At 73.1% G+C, this 16,521-nt stretch carries 19 protein-coding genes; 10 read left to right on the top strand and 9 right to left on the bottom strand.

From position 1 onward, the window contains the following. Positions 1 to 4 precede the first annotated feature (4 nt). Positions 5 to 814, top strand: coding sequence for a helix-turn-helix domain-containing protein (locus NHL53_RS03225; RefSeq protein ID WP_433775095.1), 810 nt, complete (start codon positions 5 to 7; stop codon positions 812 to 814). A gap of 20 nt (positions 815 to 834) precedes the next feature. Here the strand turns inward: NHL53_RS03225 and NHL53_RS03220 are convergent, their stop codons facing one another. Genes NHL53_RS03220 through NHL53_RS03210 form a run of 3 tightly spaced genes read right to left on the bottom strand, consistent with a single transcriptional unit; the run spans position 835 to position 2,698 of the window. Continuing rightward, a complete protein-coding gene (locus NHL53_RS03220; RefSeq protein ID WP_433775093.1) occupies positions 835 to 1,629 on the bottom strand; it encodes an ABC transporter permease in 795 nt (264 codons plus the stop codon). Beyond that, a complete protein-coding gene (locus NHL53_RS03215; RefSeq protein WP_433775091.1) occupies positions 1,626 to 2,342 on the bottom strand; it encodes an ABC transporter ATP-binding protein in 717 nt (238 codons plus the stop codon). Before NHL53_RS03215 ends, NHL53_RS03220 begins: the two co-directional genes overlap by 4 nt. Continuing rightward, on the bottom strand, positions 2,339 to 2,698 hold the full coding sequence (locus tag NHL53_RS03210; protein WP_433775089.1) for a hypothetical protein: 360 nt from the start codon (positions 2,696 to 2,698) through the stop codon (positions 2,339 to 2,341). Before NHL53_RS03210 ends, NHL53_RS03215 begins: the two co-directional genes overlap by 4 nt. Before the next feature lie 72 nt (positions 2,699 to 2,770). On the opposite strand from NHL53_RS03210, the gene NHL53_RS03205 reads away from it, so the two are divergent. The 5 genes from NHL53_RS03205 (at position 2,771) to NHL53_RS03185 (ending at position 6,366) form a co-directional block, all read left to right on the top strand. Beyond that, positions 2,771 to 3,304: a helix-turn-helix domain-containing protein gene (locus NHL53_RS03205; RefSeq protein ID WP_433775087.1), complete on the top strand. Its 534-nt coding sequence runs from the start codon at positions 2,771 to 2,773 to the stop codon at positions 3,302 to 3,304. Positions 3,305 to 3,479: 175 nt separating this feature from the next. Beyond that, positions 3,480 to 3,824, top strand: coding sequence for a helix-turn-helix domain-containing protein (locus NHL53_RS03200; RefSeq protein ID WP_433775085.1), 345 nt, complete (start codon positions 3,480 to 3,482; stop codon positions 3,822 to 3,824). A gap of 58 nt (positions 3,825 to 3,882) precedes the next feature. Beyond that, positions 3,883 to 5,028, top strand: coding sequence for a hypothetical protein (locus NHL53_RS03195; protein WP_433775083.1), 1,146 nt, complete (start codon positions 3,883 to 3,885; stop codon positions 5,026 to 5,028). Then, positions 5,025 to 5,870, top strand: a complete 846-nt coding sequence (locus NHL53_RS03190) for a hypothetical protein (RefSeq protein WP_433775081.1) — start codon at positions 5,025 to 5,027, stop codon at positions 5,868 to 5,870. The genes NHL53_RS03195 and NHL53_RS03190 overlap by 4 nt, the downstream gene beginning before the upstream one ends. Before the next feature lie 79 nt (positions 5,871 to 5,949). Continuing rightward, positions 5,950 to 6,366, top strand: coding sequence for a hypothetical protein (locus tag NHL53_RS03185; protein ID WP_433775079.1), 417 nt, complete (start codon positions 5,950 to 5,952; stop codon positions 6,364 to 6,366). A 66-nt stretch (positions 6,367 to 6,432) separates the two neighbouring features. Here the strand turns inward: NHL53_RS03185 and NHL53_RS03180 are convergent, their stop codons facing one another. Further along, on the bottom strand, positions 6,433 to 6,684 hold the full coding sequence (locus NHL53_RS03180) for a hypothetical protein (protein WP_433775077.1): 252 nt from the start codon (positions 6,682 to 6,684) through the stop codon (positions 6,433 to 6,435). 107 nt (positions 6,685 to 6,791) lie between these two features. Here NHL53_RS03180 and NHL53_RS03175 point away from each other — a divergent pair, with 107 nt between their 5' ends. Both NHL53_RS03175 and NHL53_RS03170 read left to right on the top strand, forming a co-directional pair. After that, complete coding sequence (locus NHL53_RS03175; protein ID WP_433775075.1) at positions 6,792 to 7,268, top strand: MarR family winged helix-turn-helix transcriptional regulator; 477 nt, start codon at positions 6,792 to 6,794, stop codon at positions 7,266 to 7,268. A 164-nt stretch (positions 7,269 to 7,432) separates the two neighbouring features. Next, positions 7,433 to 8,302 carry an alpha/beta fold hydrolase gene (locus tag NHL53_RS03170; protein ID WP_433775073.1) on the top strand — a complete coding sequence of 290 codons (870 nt, stop codon included), beginning with the start codon at positions 7,433 to 7,435 and terminating at the stop codon, positions 8,300 to 8,302. A gap of 243 nt (positions 8,303 to 8,545) precedes the next feature. On the opposite strand, the gene NHL53_RS03165 is transcribed toward NHL53_RS03170, so the two are convergent. The 3 genes from NHL53_RS03165 to NHL53_RS03155 form a co-directional block, all read right to left on the bottom strand. Then, complete coding sequence (locus NHL53_RS03165; protein WP_433775071.1) at positions 8,546 to 9,145, bottom strand: GNAT family N-acetyltransferase; 600 nt, start codon at positions 9,143 to 9,145, stop codon at positions 8,546 to 8,548. A gap of 157 nt (positions 9,146 to 9,302) precedes the next feature. Then, positions 9,303 to 11,771, bottom strand: a complete 2,469-nt coding sequence (locus NHL53_RS03160; protein ID WP_433775068.1) for a DUF4073 domain-containing protein — start codon at positions 11,769 to 11,771, stop codon at positions 9,303 to 9,305. 203 nt (positions 11,772 to 11,974) lie between these two features. After that, entirely contained in the window at positions 11,975 to 12,127 is a 153-nt protein-coding gene (locus NHL53_RS03155; protein WP_433775066.1) for a hypothetical protein, read from the bottom strand. Positions 12,128 to 12,260: 133 nt separating this feature from the next. On the opposite strand from NHL53_RS03155, the gene NHL53_RS03150 reads away from it, so the two are divergent. Next, positions 12,261 to 12,983 carry a GntR family transcriptional regulator gene (locus NHL53_RS03150; RefSeq protein WP_433775064.1) on the top strand — a complete coding sequence of 241 codons (723 nt, stop codon included), beginning with the start codon at positions 12,261 to 12,263 and terminating at the stop codon, positions 12,981 to 12,983. A 3-nt stretch (positions 12,984 to 12,986) separates the two neighbouring features. On the opposite strand, the gene NHL53_RS03145 is transcribed toward NHL53_RS03150, so the two are convergent. After that, entirely contained in the window at positions 12,987 to 13,640 is a 654-nt protein-coding gene (locus tag NHL53_RS03145; RefSeq protein ID WP_433775062.1) for a heme oxygenase (biliverdin-producing), read from the bottom strand. A 52-nt stretch (positions 13,641 to 13,692) separates the two neighbouring features. Next, positions 13,693 to 13,998: a DUF2470 domain-containing protein gene (locus tag NHL53_RS03140; protein ID WP_433775060.1), complete on the bottom strand. Its 306-nt coding sequence runs from the start codon at positions 13,996 to 13,998 to the stop codon at positions 13,693 to 13,695. Positions 13,999 to 14,327: 329 nt separating this feature from the next. Here NHL53_RS03140 and NHL53_RS03135 point away from each other — a divergent pair, with 329 nt between their 5' ends. Then, positions 14,328 to 16,505 (top strand): hypothetical protein, encoded by a 2,178-nt coding sequence (locus NHL53_RS03135; protein WP_433775058.1) that lies wholly within the window; start codon positions 14,328 to 14,330, stop codon positions 16,503 to 16,505. Positions 16,506 to 16,521: the final 16 nt, after the last annotated feature.

Raw genomic sequence — 16,521 nt, 5'->3', positions numbered from 1 at the left:
CGCAGTGGCCGAGCGCACCGATGGCCGTGGCGTCCTCTATCCGACCCGGCTGCCGTCCTTTCATCGTGAGCCTGCGCGCGACGACCTGCGCGCCGTGGTCCGCTGGTTCTGGGTGCCGCAGTGGGATCTTCCGCCCGGGCGCACATCGCGGCAGGAGCTGCTGCCGTTTCCCGCCTCCAACCTGGTCGTCCAGCAGGCAGGAGTCACGCTGAGCGGGCCGACCACCGGGGCATCGCACCGGGATCTGCGCGGAAGAGGATGGGCGGTCGGGGCGCTGCTCCGACCGGCGGGCATCGCCCGCCTCCAGCCCGACCCGCGCACGATCGCGGACGACGAGGTGCCTTTCGCCGCTCCCGAGCTGCATGACGCGGTGGCGACCGCGATGCGGGCGGCCGCGATGCCGTCCGAAGGCGGGATGACGGGCCGGGATCGCGCGCTCGCCGCGTTCGCGGAGTGGATCTCCGGGCGTCTCGTCCCGCCGGATGAGGACGGGCTGCTGGCCAACGCGATGGAGGAGATCATCTCGTCCGACCGGTCCATCGTCCGCGTCGACCAGCTCGCGCAGAGACTGGGCGTCTCGATGCGCGGTGTGCAGCGCCTGGCGCGTCGGCGTGTCGATCTCGCGCCCCTCGCGATCATCCGCCGCTATCGTCTGCAGGAGGCGGCGCAGCGGCTGCGCGAGGAGCCCTCATTGAGCATCGCGTCTGTCGCCGCCGAGCTCGGCTACGCGGATCACGCCCATCTCACCGCCGACTTCCGGAAGGTGCTCGGCTGCGCTCCGCGCGCCTACCGGGAGTCGTCTCGCGAGCGGTAGCGCGTCCCTGCGCCCGCCCCTCACCTGAGATCGCGGCGCAGCGGCACGGCCACCGCCAGGATCCCGGCGACCGCCGCATAGGCGACCAGGATCGCCGCCCCCATCGCCGGCGACACGAGCGCGGCGGCGCCGAGGGACGTCTGCTCCGCCATCGTGTCCGCGAGGAACGAGAAGCTCGTCAGCGAGGCCGTCGCGCCGCCCGGGAGGACGGGGTAGAGGGAGTTGACGCCCGGGATCATCATGAGCAGGAACTCCAGGAGGTAGAAGTATCCGAGCACGATGGCGACCGCCACGAGCGGGCTGCGGGCGAGCGCCCCGATGCTCACCCCGATCACCATGTACACCGCGGCGGCGAGGGCGAGCTGCAGCAGCGGCAGCATGATCGCCCCGGCGGGGACGGGCAGCGCGACGCCGCGCGCGGCCGCCGCGGCGACCAGCGCCGCCCCGGAGGCGGCCGAGGCGACGACCCCATACGCCAGGCCCAGCATCGTGTAGACGACGAGCTTCGCGCCGAGGACGCGCCCGCGTCTCGGCTCGGCGAGGAACGTCGTGCCGATCGTGCGGTGCCGATACTCGGACGTGACGGCGACGGTGCCGATGAGCGCCGGCACGAACAGCAGCACCGAGGGCAGGCCGAGCACGATCTCGACGCCCTCGACGGTGTCGAGGGCGGGGAGCGGCGGCGTCGCGTTCTCCGGGCCGATGAGCGCGATGGCGCCGGTCAGCAGGGCACCGCAGCCCGCCGCGAGGAGGAGGGTCCAGGTGGCGAGGCGGAGGCTGAGCATCCGCGCGATCTCACCGCGGACGAGGGTCACCCCCGCGCTCCTTCCCGCGTGGCGCGGAGGAATGCGTCTTCGAGCGAGTCGCCGTCCGAGGCGATCTCGGAGAGCGCTCCCGCCTGGACCACGGCTCCCCGGTCGATGAGCACGACGTCGTCCGCGACCTGCTCGACCTCGCCGAGCAGGTGGCTGGAGAGCAGGACGGTGCGCCCGGAGGCGGCGAAGTCTCGCAGGAACCCCCTCAGCCAGGCGACCCCGGCGGGATCCAGGCCGTTCGAAGGCTCGTCGAGCACGAGGATCTCCGGATCGCCGAGCAGGGCGGTCGCGAGCGACAGGCGCTGGCGCATCCCGGTCGAGAAGGCGCCGACGCGACGATCCGCGAACGCCGCCGACGCCGTCATCTCGAGCGCCCTGTCGGCGCAGGCGGGGGAGAGGCCGGAGAGCGCGCTGCAGGTGCGCAGGTGCTGGCGGGCGGTCATCCGCGGGTGCGCTCCGGCGATGTCGACCACCGCGCCCACGACGCGGGCCGGCCGGCGGAGGCTCCGATAGGGCCTCCCGTGGATGAGCGCCGTGCCGCCGGAGGGTCGCGTCAGGCCGAGCAGCATCCGCAGGGTCGTCGACTTCCCCGCGCCGTTCGGGCCGAGGAACCCGGTCACCCGCCCGGGCGACGCGACGAACGTCGCGTCCCGCACCGCGTCGACGGCGCCGAAGCGCTTGGCGAGGTGCCGGACCTCGATCGGCGCGCTCACCGTGCGCGGCTTCCGTCGAGCCGGCGGGCGATGTCGTCGGCGTCCTCGGTGCTGAGCAGGATCTCGTCGAACCCGGTCTCGTCCCGCACCGTGCGGATCCGGAGCAGCGGCATGCCGCGCTTCATCGAGACCAGCCGGCGCACGCCGGAGGGGTGGGTGAAGGTGCCGAGCTTGCGGTATCCGGAGACGACCAGGCCCGAGCGCATGCCCAGGATCTCGGAGGTCCAGCCGGGTTCGACCCGAGCGGAGAGGATCGCGTGGGTCGGCACGTGGACGACGCGCCGGCCGGCCATCGCGGCCTCCCATCCCGGAAAGAGGATGTCCACGCCGTGGGCTCCGATGGTCGTCTGCGTCATCGTTCTCACCTCTGGTTGAATACCGGTGTCGTCGTGAGAATGTTATCAGCATGAGAATGGTTGGGGAAGAGCATGGCAGAAGAGACGCCGATCGCCGACGTCGTCCTCCACCCGGTGCGCTTGAAGATCATCCAGCAGCTCGGCGGCCGCCGCATGACGACGGCCCAGCTGCGCGAGGCGCTGCCGGAGGTCACGCAGGCCACGCTCTACCGGCACGTGGCCGCGCTGCTCGATGCGGACGTGCTCGCCGTCGTCGACGAGCGGAGCGTCCGCGGCGCCGTCGAGCGCACGCTCGCGCTGGGCGAGCGCATGGCGCACGTGGGGCGGGACGAGCTCCAGGCCATGGACGACGTGCGGCTTCGCTCGGCGTTCGCCCTGTTCCTCGGCGGGCTCTCGAACGACTTCGAACGGATCCTCGACCACGCGCCCGACGAGGCGCGCGGGCTCCTGGGGTTCACGCGCGCCCCGCTCTACCTCGACGATCAGGATCTCGAGAAGCTCCAGGCAGACCTCATGGAGGTCCTCACTCCCTATCTGCAGGAGCGCAGGCAGGGGCAGCGCCGCGTCAGCCTCGCCACCGTTCTCATCCCCGAGGTCGACGGGTGACGTCGGCGACGAGCCGTCACCGTGTCTCCGCGGAGGTGCTGCGCGTCAGCCCGGCGACGCGCGTGCTGATCCTCACGACGTTCGACGTCGACGAGTACGTGTTCGCGGGCGTCCGCGGCGGCGCCAGCGGCTTCCTCACGAAGGACACGCGGCCGGCAGACCTGTGCGACGCGGTGTGCCGCGTCGCCGCGGGGGATGCGGCGATCGCGCCGCGCGCCGCGGCGTCGCGGCGTCGCTCCTCGCGCACGTGCGTCGGCAGGTGCTGCCGCCGGAGGGGCTCCTCGACGCGCTCACTCCGCGCGAGCGGGAGGTGTTCGCGCTGCTCGCGCGCGGGGCGTCCAACGCCGAGATCGGCGCGACGCTGTTCCTCACCGACAACACGGTGAAGACGCACGTGAAGGCGGTGCTCGCGGGGCTCGGCCTCGCCGACCGGGTCCAGGTCGTGATCTGGGCGTACGAGAACGGTCTCGTGCAGCCGGGCGAGCATCCTGTCGACGACGAAGACCACCCGTTCGGGTGAGCCGCTCTCGCCCCCGAGGGCGATGATCGCCGGCGCCCCGGTCGCGAGAGTGGGCGGCATGAACATCACGACCTCCTCCCCGACGGCCGCGCGGATCCGTCCGCTGCTCTGGGCCGGAACGGCGCTCGCCGTCGTCGTGCTCTCCGCGAGCCTCGTGTGGCTGGTCGCCCCGGAGCTCAGCCCATACGCCGCGGACCCGAACCCCGCGCCGATCCATCACCTCTTCGGCGACGCGGGCGGCGCCCGGATCGCCGCCGTCCTGCTGCAGGCTGCGGTCAGCGCCGCCGCATCGGCGATCGGGCTGATCGCGCTGTTCTCCGGCCGTCGCCCGACCGCTCCGATGGGCGTGATCGCCGTGACCTCCGGCGCGCTCGGCGCGATCGGCCTGATCGGGCTGAACGGCCTGGCGATCTCCGGGTACACGCTCGCGCACGGCCTGCCGTTCGGGATCCTCGCGCTCCTCGTGATCGCGGCCCGCACGCGGGTCGCGCGGGTGCTCGTCGCCCTCGTCGCCGTCGCGGCGGCCGTCCTCCTGCTCGTCGGCCCGACGCCGATGACCGCCCAGTACCGGCAGTTCGGGGGCGCGGTGCTCGCGGATCCCGTGCGCTACGCGACGCCGCTGGCGATGCTCCTGCTCTCCGGCGTGTGGATCCTCATCGGCGTCCTGCTGGTGCGGCGCGCGCCCGGGCCTTTCGCACGGTTCGTGCTCCGGCGCCGGATCCCGATCACCATCGTCGCCGCGTGCTGTGCGCTGCCGTACGTCGTGGCGCGGCTGAGCTGGCTGACCCCGTGGCGGCTCGCCGGAGACCCCGCCGACTACGCCGACGACACGCTGGCGTTCACCACCGGGATGATCCTGGGCGCGGCGATGCTCACCGGCGGGATCCTGACGCTCGGGCTCATCCTGCCGTGGGGCGAGCGCCTGCCGCGCTGGTTCGGGCGCGTCGGCGGCCGCCCGGTTCCCGTGCCGTTCGCCGTGATCCCCGCGTCGATCGTCGCGATCCTCTTCACCACGGCGGGCCTCGACTCGCTGCTGCTCGCCCGCACGCAGGAGCTGGCGCTCGCCGTGCCGCTCACCGCGGTGCTCTTCCCGTTCTGGCTCTGGGGCCCGATGCTCGCCCTCGCGGCGTGGGGGTACGCGCTGCACCGCGGCGCGGCGGAGGAGCGCGAGACGCGCTCGCATGAGGAAGCGGCGGCACGATGACCCGCGCGTCCCTTCTGCGCGGGGCGTCGCTCGGCCTCGGCGCCGCGGCCGGCGTCGTCGCGCTGCTGCATCCGGCCGCGGGCTATGTCGCAGACGGCTCTCCGAGCGGGTTCGTGCTGGCCGGGGTCGTCGTGGCCGTCATGTTCGGCCGGTTCGCGCGCACGACGGGGCCGCGATACGCCGGGCTGCTGATCGCGACGGCCCTGCTGCTGCCGACCGCGTGCACGCTGCTCGTGCTGCACCTGCTGAGGACCGTCGGCGCGATCCCGTTCCCGGTCGACCCGGTCTCCGCGCTCGTCTCGGTCGGCGCCGCGGTCGCGCTGGCGAGCCTGTGGTTCGTCCCGGGCCCTCTGCGGCCCCGGAGCGACGCGCGCATCCCGGTCCCCGAGTGGGTGCCGCTCGTCGGCGTCGCGGCGTCGCTCGTCTACCCGGCGCTGAAGGTGCTCTGGGCGCTCGGCGTCGACATCGCCGCGCCGCCCGACACGGTCGGCGTCGTCGACGCGACGTTCTTCGCGACCGTCGCGATCTCGCTCGCCGCGGCCCCGGCCCTCGCCGTCGCGACGCGCTGGTGGAGCCGCCCGGCCCCCGCCTGGGCGCGCCCCGCCGCTCTCGTCGGCGGCTTCCTCCTCGTCGCCCTCGGCGCATCCGGGCTGTGGGCCGTCGCGCGGGATCCCGCCGGGGCCGCGACCGGCCTGCTCGTCTACGGCGGATGGCTGGTCTGGGGATCCGCGGTTCTCGCGACCGCCGGGCGGCTCTCGCCGGAGAACGGCACGGCATCCGTCGGCCGGGCGCGCTCGCCGCGGCATCATGAGACCGAGACCCGCGAGGAGCGCACGACATGAACGAGAGGGACGCGGCCCCGATGCCGGAGGGCCAGGACACCCCGCCCTCCTCGCGCTGGACGAGAACGCGGACGCGCCCGTGGTGGGGTACCGCTACTTCGCCAACGGCCGGGCCCAGACCTGGAACGACGGATCCACGTACGCGGGCGAGGGCGTCACCGCGCACACTCGCAGCTACGAGTGGCCGCACGCGCTCTCGGAGATCATCGGATCCCTTCTCGCGGCCGGGCTCGTGCGGGAGCGCTTCGACGAGGGTAAGACGCTCCCGTGGCGCTTCTCCGAGCTGACGACGCCGATCGACGGCTCGTGGGAGTTCGGCCCCGAATGGCGGGACAGGATCCCCTGCACGTTCACGACCGCGGCCAGAAAGCCGCGGGCCGGGTCGCCGCGCGAGGGCCCGCCTCGGAGGGGTGAGTGGGGCGAGCAGGCCGCTCGCAGTGATCTCTCGCTGGTACGGGGTCGACGGGGCGGCGGACGGCACGTCAGCGATCCCTGATCGCGTGGCCCTTCGCCCCGAGGCGACGGTCTGTCGTCGTCGCGCCCGGCTCGACACCCCGCCCCGTCATCGCATGGTGTGCGTCGGGAAGCAAGCGCGGAGGGTCGTGAGCTCGTAGTCGGCGCGGGTCCGCTCGGCCAGCCTGATCCGCTCGATCTCCTCGTGCGACAGCATGCGCTGCGGGCGGCATCCCCAGCGCAGCAGCAGCGATCCGATGCGCCGGGCGATGCGCCGGGCGAGTGTCGTCGCCGTGGGGGACGGTGCGACGCCGGGGCCGCAGGGAGACGGGGTGCCGGCGGGCGCCCAGATGGCGTTCATGATCTCTCCTCCGATCCGTCGGGCCGGTGGCGGCCCTCGGCGACGTGGATGCGGCACCCAGCATCGCTCCCTTGACTTGATGTGTCAAGTGACCGTAGTCTGTCGGCATGGACGAGGACCGGACGCGGCTCGGCGAACAGGACCTGCGCGCCTGGAAGGCGCTGCGGCTCATGTCACGGCAGATCGACGCGCAGCTCGCGCGGCGGCTGGCCGTGACGAGCGAGCTCTCGATGCAGGACTACGACGTGCTCTCCTCCGTCGCCCCGCTCCCGCGGCGTCGGGCGGCGCTGAAGGACCTGATGCTGCACCTCCAGTGGTCGTACTCGCGTCTGTCGCATCACCTCACCCGGATGGAGAAGCGCGGGCTCGTCCGCCGCATCTCCGATCCGTCGCGCGCGGGCGTCGAGGTGGAGGTCACCGACGAGGGCTTCGCCGAGATCCACGGCGCGACCGGCGACCACCTGCGCGCGGTGCGCGAGCTCTTCGCCGACGCGCTCGAGCCGGGGGAGGCCGAGATGCTCGAGCGGCTCAGCGGCCGCATCCTCGACCGCCTCCCCGGCCCCACGCCGACGCGGGGCTGGTGAGGGCGGGGCGTCGACGGGCGCTCGACCCGCGGACGCGGTTCGCGCGCCCCTGCTGTGCCGCCTGAGCGGCCCGCGGGGTGGCGCATCGCCTTCGGACGGAACACACTGGTCGCGGAGGGAGACGCGCGCTCCCCGCGACCGCCGAGACGAACGAGGGCGAGGCCATGAAGCCGACGAGAGACCCCGCCGCCGACCTCGGCGAGTCCGTCCGGATCCCGCAGCCGGAGGGATCCCTGCGGGTGATCACCCGTGGAGACGAGGGATCCCCCGTGCTGCTCCTGAGCGGCGCGGGCAACGACAACATCTCGCTGAGCTGGCGGAGGGCCATCCCGGCGCTTGCCGAATCGCATCGCGTGTTCGCGCTCGACTGGCCGAAGCAGGGCGGATCCGTGCCGTGGGACGGCCTCGCCGACCACGAGCGGATGCTGCGGATCATCAGCACCGTGCTCGATCGCTTCGAGCTGGATCGCGTCGCCCTCGTCGGCCTCTCGCAGGGCGGCGCGCTCGCCCTCGCATACGCGATCGAGCATCCCGAGCGGGTCGAGAGGGTCGTCGCGCTGGCGCCCGCTGGCATCCTCTCCTTTCCTCCCGTCGTGCACCAGATGCTCTGGCTGACGGCGAAGTCGCGGTTCCTGAACCGCACGCTGACGTCGTGGGTGTTCCGCAGCCGCGCGGCGTGCGCGTGGTTCGCCCGACGGGGGCTCTTCGGAGGGCCGGTCGACGACTTCGACGCGATCGTCGACGAATACCACGCGGACGTGCTCGCCGGCGGATCCGGATCGTCCGACTGGCAGAACGGATCCATCGGCTTCCGGCGGATGAAGGTCGACCTGCGCCCGCGGCTGCACGAGATCCGGTGCCCCGTGCTCATCATCCAGGGGAGCAGGGACGCGGGCGTTCCGCCCGCGCGGTCCCGTGCCGCGGCAGACGCCGTTCCGGACGCCCGCTACGAGCTCATCGAGGGCGCGGGCCACTGGTCGAACCGCGAGCGCCCGGAGCTCGTGAACGGTCTGATCGCCGACTTCCTCGCCTGAGTCTCGCCGTCGGGCGCGCAGGAGACATCGGAGCGGATCTCCGGCCCCCTGCCCCCTCGCTGTGCCGGTCTCGTTGCTCGTTGTGCCGGGCCCCTTGCTCGCGAGTGGCGCACATTCTCGCGAGTGGCGCACATTCTCGCGAGTGGCGCAGATATGCGGGTGGATATCTGCGCCACTCGCGAATGTCTGCGCCGCTCGCGAGCAGGGTGCGTCGAGCCGGCCGAGCCGGGAGGGGCCGGGGCGTCAGCGGCGGGCGAGCCGCGCCTCCAGCGTCGCGCGCACGGCGGGCCACTCGGGCTCGATGACCGAGTACTCGACGCTGTCGCGCAGGGCGCCGTTGCGGTAGCGCGTGCGGGCGCGCAGCACGCCGTCCTGCTTCGCTCCCAGCCGCTCGATCGCGGCCCGGGACTGGTGGTTGACCCACTGGGTCGTGAACCCGACGAGGTAGGCCCCGAGCTCGTCGAACGCGTGGCGCAGCAGCAGGAGCTTGGACTCGGCGTTCGTCCCCGTGCCGTGCGCCGACGGACGGTTCCAGGTGAACCCGATGTGCAGCCGCGGCACGACGGGCACGAGGTCGTAGTAGCTCGTCATCCCCAGCACGCGGCCGGCGCGGTCGATCGCCGCGAACGGCACCATCTCGCCCTTCTCGAGCAGCTCGAGGCGCCGGTCGATCTCCTCGCCCACGCGGTCCGGGTGGGGGATCGACGTGTACCAGGCGCGCTCGTGGATGTCGTCCTCCGAGGCGGCCTCGGCGAGGCCCGCCGCGTGATCGCGGCTCAGCGGCTCGAGCGTGACGAGGCGGCCGGACAGGGTGACGGGAGCGGGCGGGGTGCGGAACGACATGGCGTCATGATGTCACGCCCGTCGCCGGCGCGAGATCGCGCATCGACGGGACGGATCGCGTCCCGCGGCCGCCGGCGGGGGATCTCTCGGCCGAGGGAGAGCCCCGCCCGCACGCGACGAGGGCGCACCCCGCAGGATGCGCCCTCGTCGGATCGGGTCAGCCGCGCGCCGTGCGCCGCCCCGCGATCAGCAGCGCGCCGCCGCCGAGCGCGAGCGCGGCGATGCCGCCCCACACGACCGCGCCGGTCATGTCGCCGCCCGTCGCCTGCAGGTCGCCGCGGTCGTCGGACTCATCCGAGTCGCCTGCGTCATCGGCCGAGCCCGCGGATCCCTCCGCGCCCGCGGCGCTGTCTTCCGGGTCGGCGCTCTCGGCGGAGTCGCTCGCCTCGGCACCCGCGTCCTCGGTGCCGGCTTCGGCGGATCCGTCGCCCGCGTCGGCGGCATCCTCGGCACCGGCCTCGGCGGTGCTGTCGTCCGAGGCGTCCTCGGATCCGCTCTCCTCCGCGTCCGCGGCGCTCTCTCCCGCGTCCTCGGCGCCCGCCTCCCCGGACTCGTCGGCTCCTGCGTCCTCGGCGCCGGCCTCGGCGTTCTCGTCGGCGTCTTCGGCTCCCGCGTCCTCGCCGGGATCCTCGGATCCGCTCTCCTCAGTGCCCTCGCCGTTCTCCTCCGCGTCCTCGCCCGGCTCCTCCGGCTCGGGTGCGAGGGCGACGGCGGACTCCACGAGCGGGTTGGGGATCGTGACCTCGCGCAGCTGCTCGTCGTCGAAGAAGTCGTACGCCCTCACGACCATGCGGTCGTCGTAGGCGTCGACGGTGAGGCCCATGTTCACGTCGCCGATCGTGATCTCCTGGGGCGAGGTCGAGTCCTCGCCGACGGCCTGCCAGCCCACGTGCATCGCGAGCGTGTTCACGGCCCAGAAGCCGTCGGGGTGTCCGCCCTCGGTGCGGCGCTGCACGGCCCAGTCGCCGTCCTCCGCCGGGTAGTGGGTGTGCCCCGAGAACACGACGGCGTTCGGGTAGTTGCCGAGGATCGTCGTGAGCCGGTCGTTCATCATGTGGTGGTCGTGGTACCAGGGGATCCACGAGGCCGACACCGTGTCGCCGAGCGGGAAGTGCGTGAGCACCATGACCTGCTTGTCCTGCTCGGTCCAGTAGGCCAGGCGCTCTTCGAGGAACTCGACCTGCGCGTCGCTCATCGGCACGTCCGAGGGGCCCGCGAACTCCTGGCCCAGCGCGATGACGGGCACGTCGCCCGAGGGGCCCTCGACGACGTACTCGTCCCACACGCGGTCGCGCTCGGCGAAGTCGAGGAAGCGCTGCCGGTTGGCCTCGAAGCCGCCCAGGGCGTAGCGCTCGTGGTTGCCGATCGTCGAGATGGTCTGGCGCGGGCGCTCGCCCTCGGTCGCCGCCATCACGTCGTACATCTCGTCCCACTCCCACGCGGCGCCGGTGTTGACGTGGTCGCCGACGATGATCATGGCGTCGGCGTCGGGGGCGAGCTCGCCGTAGTCGCCGATGGCGTGCTGCCAGTCCTGAGGATGCCCCTGGATGTCGCTCATGACCCAGGCCTGCGTCGGCGCCTCGTCGGCGTCGAGCAGCACGCGATGCACGGCGACCGAGTCGATCGCCCAGTAGCGGGCGGCATCTGACGCCTCGAACGTCCACGAGAAGGTCGCGGTCTCGGCGCCCTCCGGCACGTCGGCCGTCAGGTCGTGCGCGGCGTTGAACTCGCGCACGTCCTCGTCGCCGTCGACGCTCTCGGCATCGAGGCGCAGCAGCTCCTGCTCGTCGCCGTCGTCGAAGCGCACCGACACGGATCCGGACTGCCCCGGAGCGCCACGGTAGTGGCTGTCGAACGAGAGCCGCACCTGGGCGAGGCCCGACACGTCGACAGGGGCGCCCTCGAGGGTCGTCGAGAGCGCGTCGCCGAACTGCTGCGCGTCGGCGACCGCGAACGCGCCCGCGGTGCGTCCGAACCGGCCGCGCATCTGGTCGACGTCGGCGGTCCAGGAGGCGCGGTCGACGAACGACCAGCCGCGGTACGCGTCGGATCCCTCGCCGGTCGCCTCGTCGTCGACCGTCACCTGCCAGCCGTCGGCGCCCTCCGCGTCGAAGGGCGTGCGCGAGATGACGTCGTCGGTCTCGAGCGTCGTCTCGATGGGGGAGATCTCGACGGGGGCGTTCGGGTCGCCCGGCTGCGGCGCGGCGGCGTCGGCCTCGATCGAGAAGAGCACGGGGTCGGCGAGGGGCTCGTAGCCGTCGTCGGCGAGGAACCACGCCGCGTAGTCGCCGGCGGGCAGGTCGAGCGCGAACTCCGCGGTGCCCGACGCGTCGGGCGCGTACTGCCACACGATCGAGGGCTGGTCGCCCGGCTCGCGGTCGGCGGGGTAGATGCCGATCCAGTTGAGCTCGAGCGGCGCGTCGGTCGCGTAGGAGAGGGTCAGCGTATCGCCCGCGGCGAAGACGTCGCCGTTCGCCGTGAGCGACGATCCGGCCTGCACGTCGGCCGCGGCGGGGGCGATGCCGAACGCGGCGCCGGGGGCGAGGGGCGCGGCGACGAGGGCGGCCGCGATCGCGAAGCCGCCGAGGCCGGTGAGAGCCGTTCGTCTCGTGCGAGGGGGAGTCATGGCGTCCTTTCGTGGGGGAGTGCGCGGGCGCGACAGCCGGCCCGAGAGCACCCCCGACGCTAGCCAGGCGCGGTGAACCGCCCGGCCCGATGACGTCTCCGGCGGGCGAACAGACGGAGACGATGACTGCCGTTCGCGCGGAAACGGCAGGATCGGGCGCCTCCCTCCCCTCGAGCAGGGGAGGGAGGCGCCCGATCCGCGCGTCAGCGTCGTGCCGCGCGTCGCCTGGCGAGCAGCAGCGTCAGCCCGCCGAGACCGAGCGCGCCGATGCCGATCAGGATGCTCGCGCCGGCGAGGTCGCCGCCCGGCCCCGCCGCCCCTCGCCCAGGAGAACTTCCGGCGACCTCGACTGTCATTCGGCGCGCAGTGACAGAGGAGGGGATCCGTCGCCCGGATTCCCGCGGATCCCTGCCGACGACGAGAGCGAGAGGGCCGCGATCTGTCGGCGTCGTTCACCGGCGCGTCATCTTGCGGTCGTGTGATGGCCTCATGAGCCGAGACGTCACGGTGCCGCGGTACGAGCACATCGCGCGCGAGATCTCACGGCGGATCCGCGACGGCGAGCTGAGGTCGGGCGACGCGCTGACGGCGACGGGGCTCGCCGCGGAGCACGGCGTCGCGCGGGGCACGGCGCGGCACGCGCTCGAGACGGTCGTGGCGGAGGAGGGCACGCTCAGCCGGGTCGGCGCCCGCTGGGTCGTGCACGAGTGCATCCAGCCTCAGCGCCTCGACAGCATGATGTCGTTCGCGCAGTGGGCGCGGGCGACGGGGCACGTGCCGTCGGGCCGGATGATCCGCTCGGCCCGCGGGCGGGCGACGACGCACGAGGCGAGCGGTCTCGGGGTGCCGCTGCGCTCGCCGGTGTTCCGGGTCGAGCGGCTGCGCGCGCTCGACGACCGCCCCGTGCTCGTCGAGCGGACCACCTACCCGCCCCGCCTCGCGGGGACCCTCGAGAGCCTGCCGCCCGACACCCCCTCGGTCATGGCCGAGCTGGAGGCGCGGCTCGGGATCCGCGTGGCGCACGCCGAGCTGCGCATCGGAGCGGTGGGAGCGGACCCCGTCGACGCCGAGCTGCTGGACGTCGCCCGCCGCTCCCCGCTCGTGCGGGTGCGCCGGACGACGCGCGGCGACGACGGCGTCGCGTTCGAGCACTCCGAGGATCGGTGCCTGCCCGACGCGGTCGAGTTCTCGCTCGTCGAGTCGGCGCGCTGAGGCTCAGGCGGTGCGCGCGTCGAGTTCGGCCGCGAGCTCCTCGAACACCTCGGTGTTGAACCGGTAGGCGAGGAGCACCTCGTCGATGACGCGCTCCTTCTCCGCGTCGTCCCACGGCGCGGCGTCGAGCTCGTCGCGGTAGACGTCCTTGAACGCCGCCGGATCGGCGATGTCGCCGAAGAGGTAGAACCCGATGCCGTTCGTCTCGAAGCCGAACTGGCGCCGGATCACCTTGCCGATGTGGATGCCGCCGGAGAGGTCGCCGAGGTAGCGCGTGTAGTGGTGCGCGACGAACCCGCCCGCCCAGGTCGCGCCGACCTGCTCGATCCGGGCGACGTAGCGCGCGGTCGCGGGCAGCGGCGCGATGCGGTCGCGCCAGTCGTCTCCGATGAGGAACGCGAGGTCGGCCTCGAGCGCCGGAAGGCGGGTGAGCTTGTCGCTGATGAACCGCGAGGCGACGGGGTCGCGGCGCATGCGCCCGGCGGCGCCCTCGAGCGCCCGGTAGATGAAGTAGTGCTGGGCGACGAGCGAGATGTAGTCGTCGCGCGTGCGCTCGCCCTTCAGCAGCGACGACATGAAGTCGGCGCCCTCGCTCGAGGAGTGCGCGTCGCGCGATCGGGCGCGGATGGCGGCGGAGAGGGGCGTCACATTGCTCATGGCGCTCAGTGTAAGGCGCACCTAACCTGATGCCAAGCGGAGCGGCGCGCGGTCAGTGGGGCCTGGGCTCCACGCCGAGACGCGCGCAGGCGGCGTCGTAGAGCGCCACGACCTCGCGGCGCACGGCGGGTCGCTCCGCGATCGATCCGCCCGGCCACGGGATCCGCACCTCGGCCGTCGAGCCGTCGGCGCGGGCGAGGCGCCAGTCGCCTCCGTCGCCGTCGAATCCGGTCATCGCGGCCTCCGTCGCGGAGGGCTCGGCGAACGCGCGCACGATGAGGATGTTGTCGTCGCGGTGGTCGTCGTTCATGTGGCGCAGCACGGCCTCGACGACGTCGGAGGGGAAGGAGTGGGGCATGGCCGACAGCATACGACGCCCCGCGATCCCCGGGATCCCGCGGATCTCCGCGGTTGCCAGATCGACGATCGTGCCTTAGGCTCGCCTTAGTTAGGTGTTCCTTATCGTTCGGCGAGCCGTGTGCCCGCGGATCGAGACGGAGCACCGCCGTCTGAGTCCGGACGGCGGGGAGACCCGCCGGACGAGACGGAGCGAGCGCCCCTCCCTACCAAGAAGCAGCGCCCGCTCCCGGCCGCCGGCCTCAGGCTGACACGCGCCTTCGGCGCGCCTGAAAACAGCGGGGCCACGCGGCCACGCTGATTCTACCTGCGAAGGAATCACGGAATCACATGGCAGAGACAGCAGTGGCTGCGCCGCCCGCACGCGGGCGCGGATCGCAGCGCGGAAAGCGGATCGCGGGCCTCGTGTCCGCGGTGGCACTGGCGCTCGGCGGCGCGATCGTCGCCCCGACGGCCGCCCAGGCCGCGGAGACGCCGAGCTTCACGACCGACGTGACGGAGGTCGCGAACGAGCGCATCGACATCGCGATCGAGGGCACGGGGTTCGGGGACGTGAAGCAGCTCCCCGGTCAGACGGAGCCCCACGCCTACTTCACGCTCGTGGAGAAGGACGCGGACCTCTCGGAGATCAGCGATACCGACACGGCGATCTCCGCCTCGGTCCAGCCCGACGGCACCGTCAGCGACGTGCTGTCCGTGCCTGCGGAGGAGCTGACGGAGGGCACGGCGTACGAGGTCATCTCCTGGCCGTCGCGTTCGTTCCCGACCGAGGCGAACCTCTACGCGCGCGCCGACGTCGAGATCGACTGGGCGGCGCTCTTCCCCGTCGAGGAGCCGAGCTACGACCCGCAGCTCGCGGCGACCCCGGACAGCGACCTCGACCCGGCCGGCGACACGGTGACCGTGAGCGGCACCGGATACGACCCGGCCCAGGCCATCTACGTCTTCCTCTGCGCCGACATCGATCTGCCCGCCGACCTCTGGAGCCACGCGCTCACGTGCCGCGACGGCGCGAAGGTCGTCTACCCGTCGACCGAGACCGACGAGAGCCGCGTCACGTTCGACGCGGACGGATCCTTCGAGCTCGAGTTCGGGGTGCGCGAGCTGGACGGCGCGACCGCGGTCTTCACCGCGGCGAACCACACGGCGCCGGCGAACCGCGTCCAGGACGCGAAGGCGAGCCTCGCGTTCGCCGCGGCCGAGCCGGAGCCGGCGACGCCGAGCTTCACGGCCGAGGCGACCGAGGTCCCGAACGAGCGCGTCGACATCGCGATCGAGGGCTCGGGCTACGACGACGTGTCGGCCCTGCCCGGACAGACCGAGCCGCACGCCTACTTCACCTTGGTGGAGAAGGGCGTCGACCTCGGCGAGGTGAGCGACACGGACACCGCGATCTCGGCGACGGTCGCCGAGGACGGCACGGTCAGCGACGTGCTCTCGGTTCCGGCGGAGGAGCTCGTCGAGGGCACGGAGTACGAGGTCATCTCGTGGCCGTCGCGTTCGTTCCCGACCGAGGCGAACCTCTACGCGCGCGCCGACGTCGAGATCGACTGGACGGCGCTCTTCCCGGGCGACGACGAGACCGCCGACGACTCCGGCGCCGACGCGACGGACGAGGGCTCTGCCGATGACGCGGGCGACGACTCCGGCGCGGACGCGACGGATGACGGTGCCGCGGACGACGCGACCGATGAGGGCGCTGCGGACGATGCGGGTGACGACTCCGGCGCGGATGCGGCGGACGAGGGCTCTGCGGATGACGCGGGCGACGACTCCGGCGCGGATGCGGCGGATGAGGGCTCTGCCGATGACGCGACGGATGACGCGACCGACGAGGGTTCTGCGGACGATGCGGGTGACGACTCCGGCGCGGACGCGACGGATGAGGGAGCGACCGACGACTCCGCCGCGGACGCGACCGATGAGGGAGGGGCCGAGGACGGCGAGCCGGAGGAGCAGCCCGTCGTGATCCAGGACGCCGATGGCAACGCCGTCGCGTCGGTCACCCAGGGCGACGACGTCGTCTTCTCCGTCGGCCCGGTCGAGACCGGCACGGCGTTCGACGTCACGATCCACTCCGACCCGATCACCCTGCCCGAGCAGTCGATCGCCGGTGACGACGGCATCGCGACCGCTGTCTGGTCGGTCCCCGCGGACTTCGAGACGGGCGAGCACACGGTGGTCTTCGACTCCGGAGACCTCGTCTTCAGCTCGACGTTCGAGGTGCTGGCCGCCGAGGCCGACGACGCGCCGGGCGCGGGCGAGACGGCAGAGGACGCCGGCGCCGCCGCGGACGGCTCCGGGGACGCCGGTGAGGACACCGGCGCCTCCGAGGGCGGCGACCGCGGCGGCGCCGGGGCGGGCGACCGCTCCCCGGCGGACAAGGGCCTCGCCCCCACGGGCGGCAGCACCGCCGGAACGTCGCTCCTCGTCGCCGGCGTCGTGATGGCGCTCGGCGCGGGACTGCTCGTCATCCGCCGACGGGTGCTCGCGAACGCCGAGGGCTGAGCGACCATCCGAACGG

It is taken from the genome of Microbacterium sp. gxy059 (genome assembly GCF_050958665.1).
In the GTDB taxonomy this organism is placed as follows: Bacteria; Actinomycetota; Actinomycetes; order Actinomycetales; family Microbacteriaceae; genus Microbacterium.
This window is presented reverse-complemented; position numbering and strand designations above follow the sequence as displayed.

What these genes read in the sequence shown, in the direction of transcription:
- NHL53_RS03180 (WP_433775077.1), bottom strand. Translation starts at nt 6,684, where the DNA reads ATGAACGCCATCTGGGCGCCCGCCGGCACCCCGTCTCCCTGCGGCCCC.
- NHL53_RS03190 (WP_433775081.1), top strand. Translation starts at nt 5,025, where the DNA reads ATGACCCGCGCGTCCCTTCTGCGCGGGGCGTCGCTCGGCCTCGGCGCC.
- NHL53_RS03140 (WP_433775060.1), bottom strand. Translation starts at nt 13,998, where the DNA reads ATGCCCCACTCCTTCCCCTCCGACGTCGTCGAGGCCGTGCTGCGCCAC.
- NHL53_RS03150 (WP_433775064.1), top strand. Translation starts at nt 12,261, where the DNA reads ATGAGCCGAGACGTCACGGTGCCGCGGTACGAGCACATCGCGCGCGAG.
- NHL53_RS03160 (WP_433775068.1), bottom strand. Translation starts at nt 11,771, where the DNA reads ATGACTCCCCCTCGCACGAGACGAACGGCTCTCACCGGCCTCGGCGGC.
- NHL53_RS03205 (WP_433775087.1), top strand. Translation starts at nt 2,771, where the DNA reads ATGGCAGAAGAGACGCCGATCGCCGACGTCGTCCTCCACCCGGTGCGC.
- NHL53_RS03170 (WP_433775073.1), top strand. Translation starts at nt 7,433, where the DNA reads ATGAAGCCGACGAGAGACCCCGCCGCCGACCTCGGCGAGTCCGTCCGG.
- NHL53_RS03175 (WP_433775075.1), top strand. Translation starts at nt 6,792, where the DNA reads ATGGACGAGGACCGGACGCGGCTCGGCGAACAGGACCTGCGCGCCTGG.
- NHL53_RS03165 (WP_433775071.1), bottom strand. Translation starts at nt 9,145, where the DNA reads ATGTCGTTCCGCACCCCGCCCGCTCCCGTCACCCTGTCCGGCCGCCTC.
- NHL53_RS03195 (WP_433775083.1), top strand. Translation starts at nt 3,883, where the DNA reads ATGAACATCACGACCTCCTCCCCGACGGCCGCGCGGATCCGTCCGCTG.
- NHL53_RS03210 (WP_433775089.1), bottom strand. Translation starts at nt 2,698, where the DNA reads ATGACGCAGACGACCATCGGAGCCCACGGCGTGGACATCCTCTTTCCG.
- NHL53_RS03155 (WP_433775066.1), bottom strand. Translation starts at nt 12,127, where the DNA reads ATGACAGTCGAGGTCGCCGGAAGTTCTCCTGGGCGAGGGGCGGCGGGG.
- NHL53_RS03135 (WP_433775058.1), top strand. Translation starts at nt 14,328, where the DNA reads ATGGCAGAGACAGCAGTGGCTGCGCCGCCCGCACGCGGGCGCGGATCG.
- NHL53_RS03145 (WP_433775062.1), bottom strand. Translation starts at nt 13,640, where the DNA reads ATGAGCAATGTGACGCCCCTCTCCGCCGCCATCCGCGCCCGATCGCGC.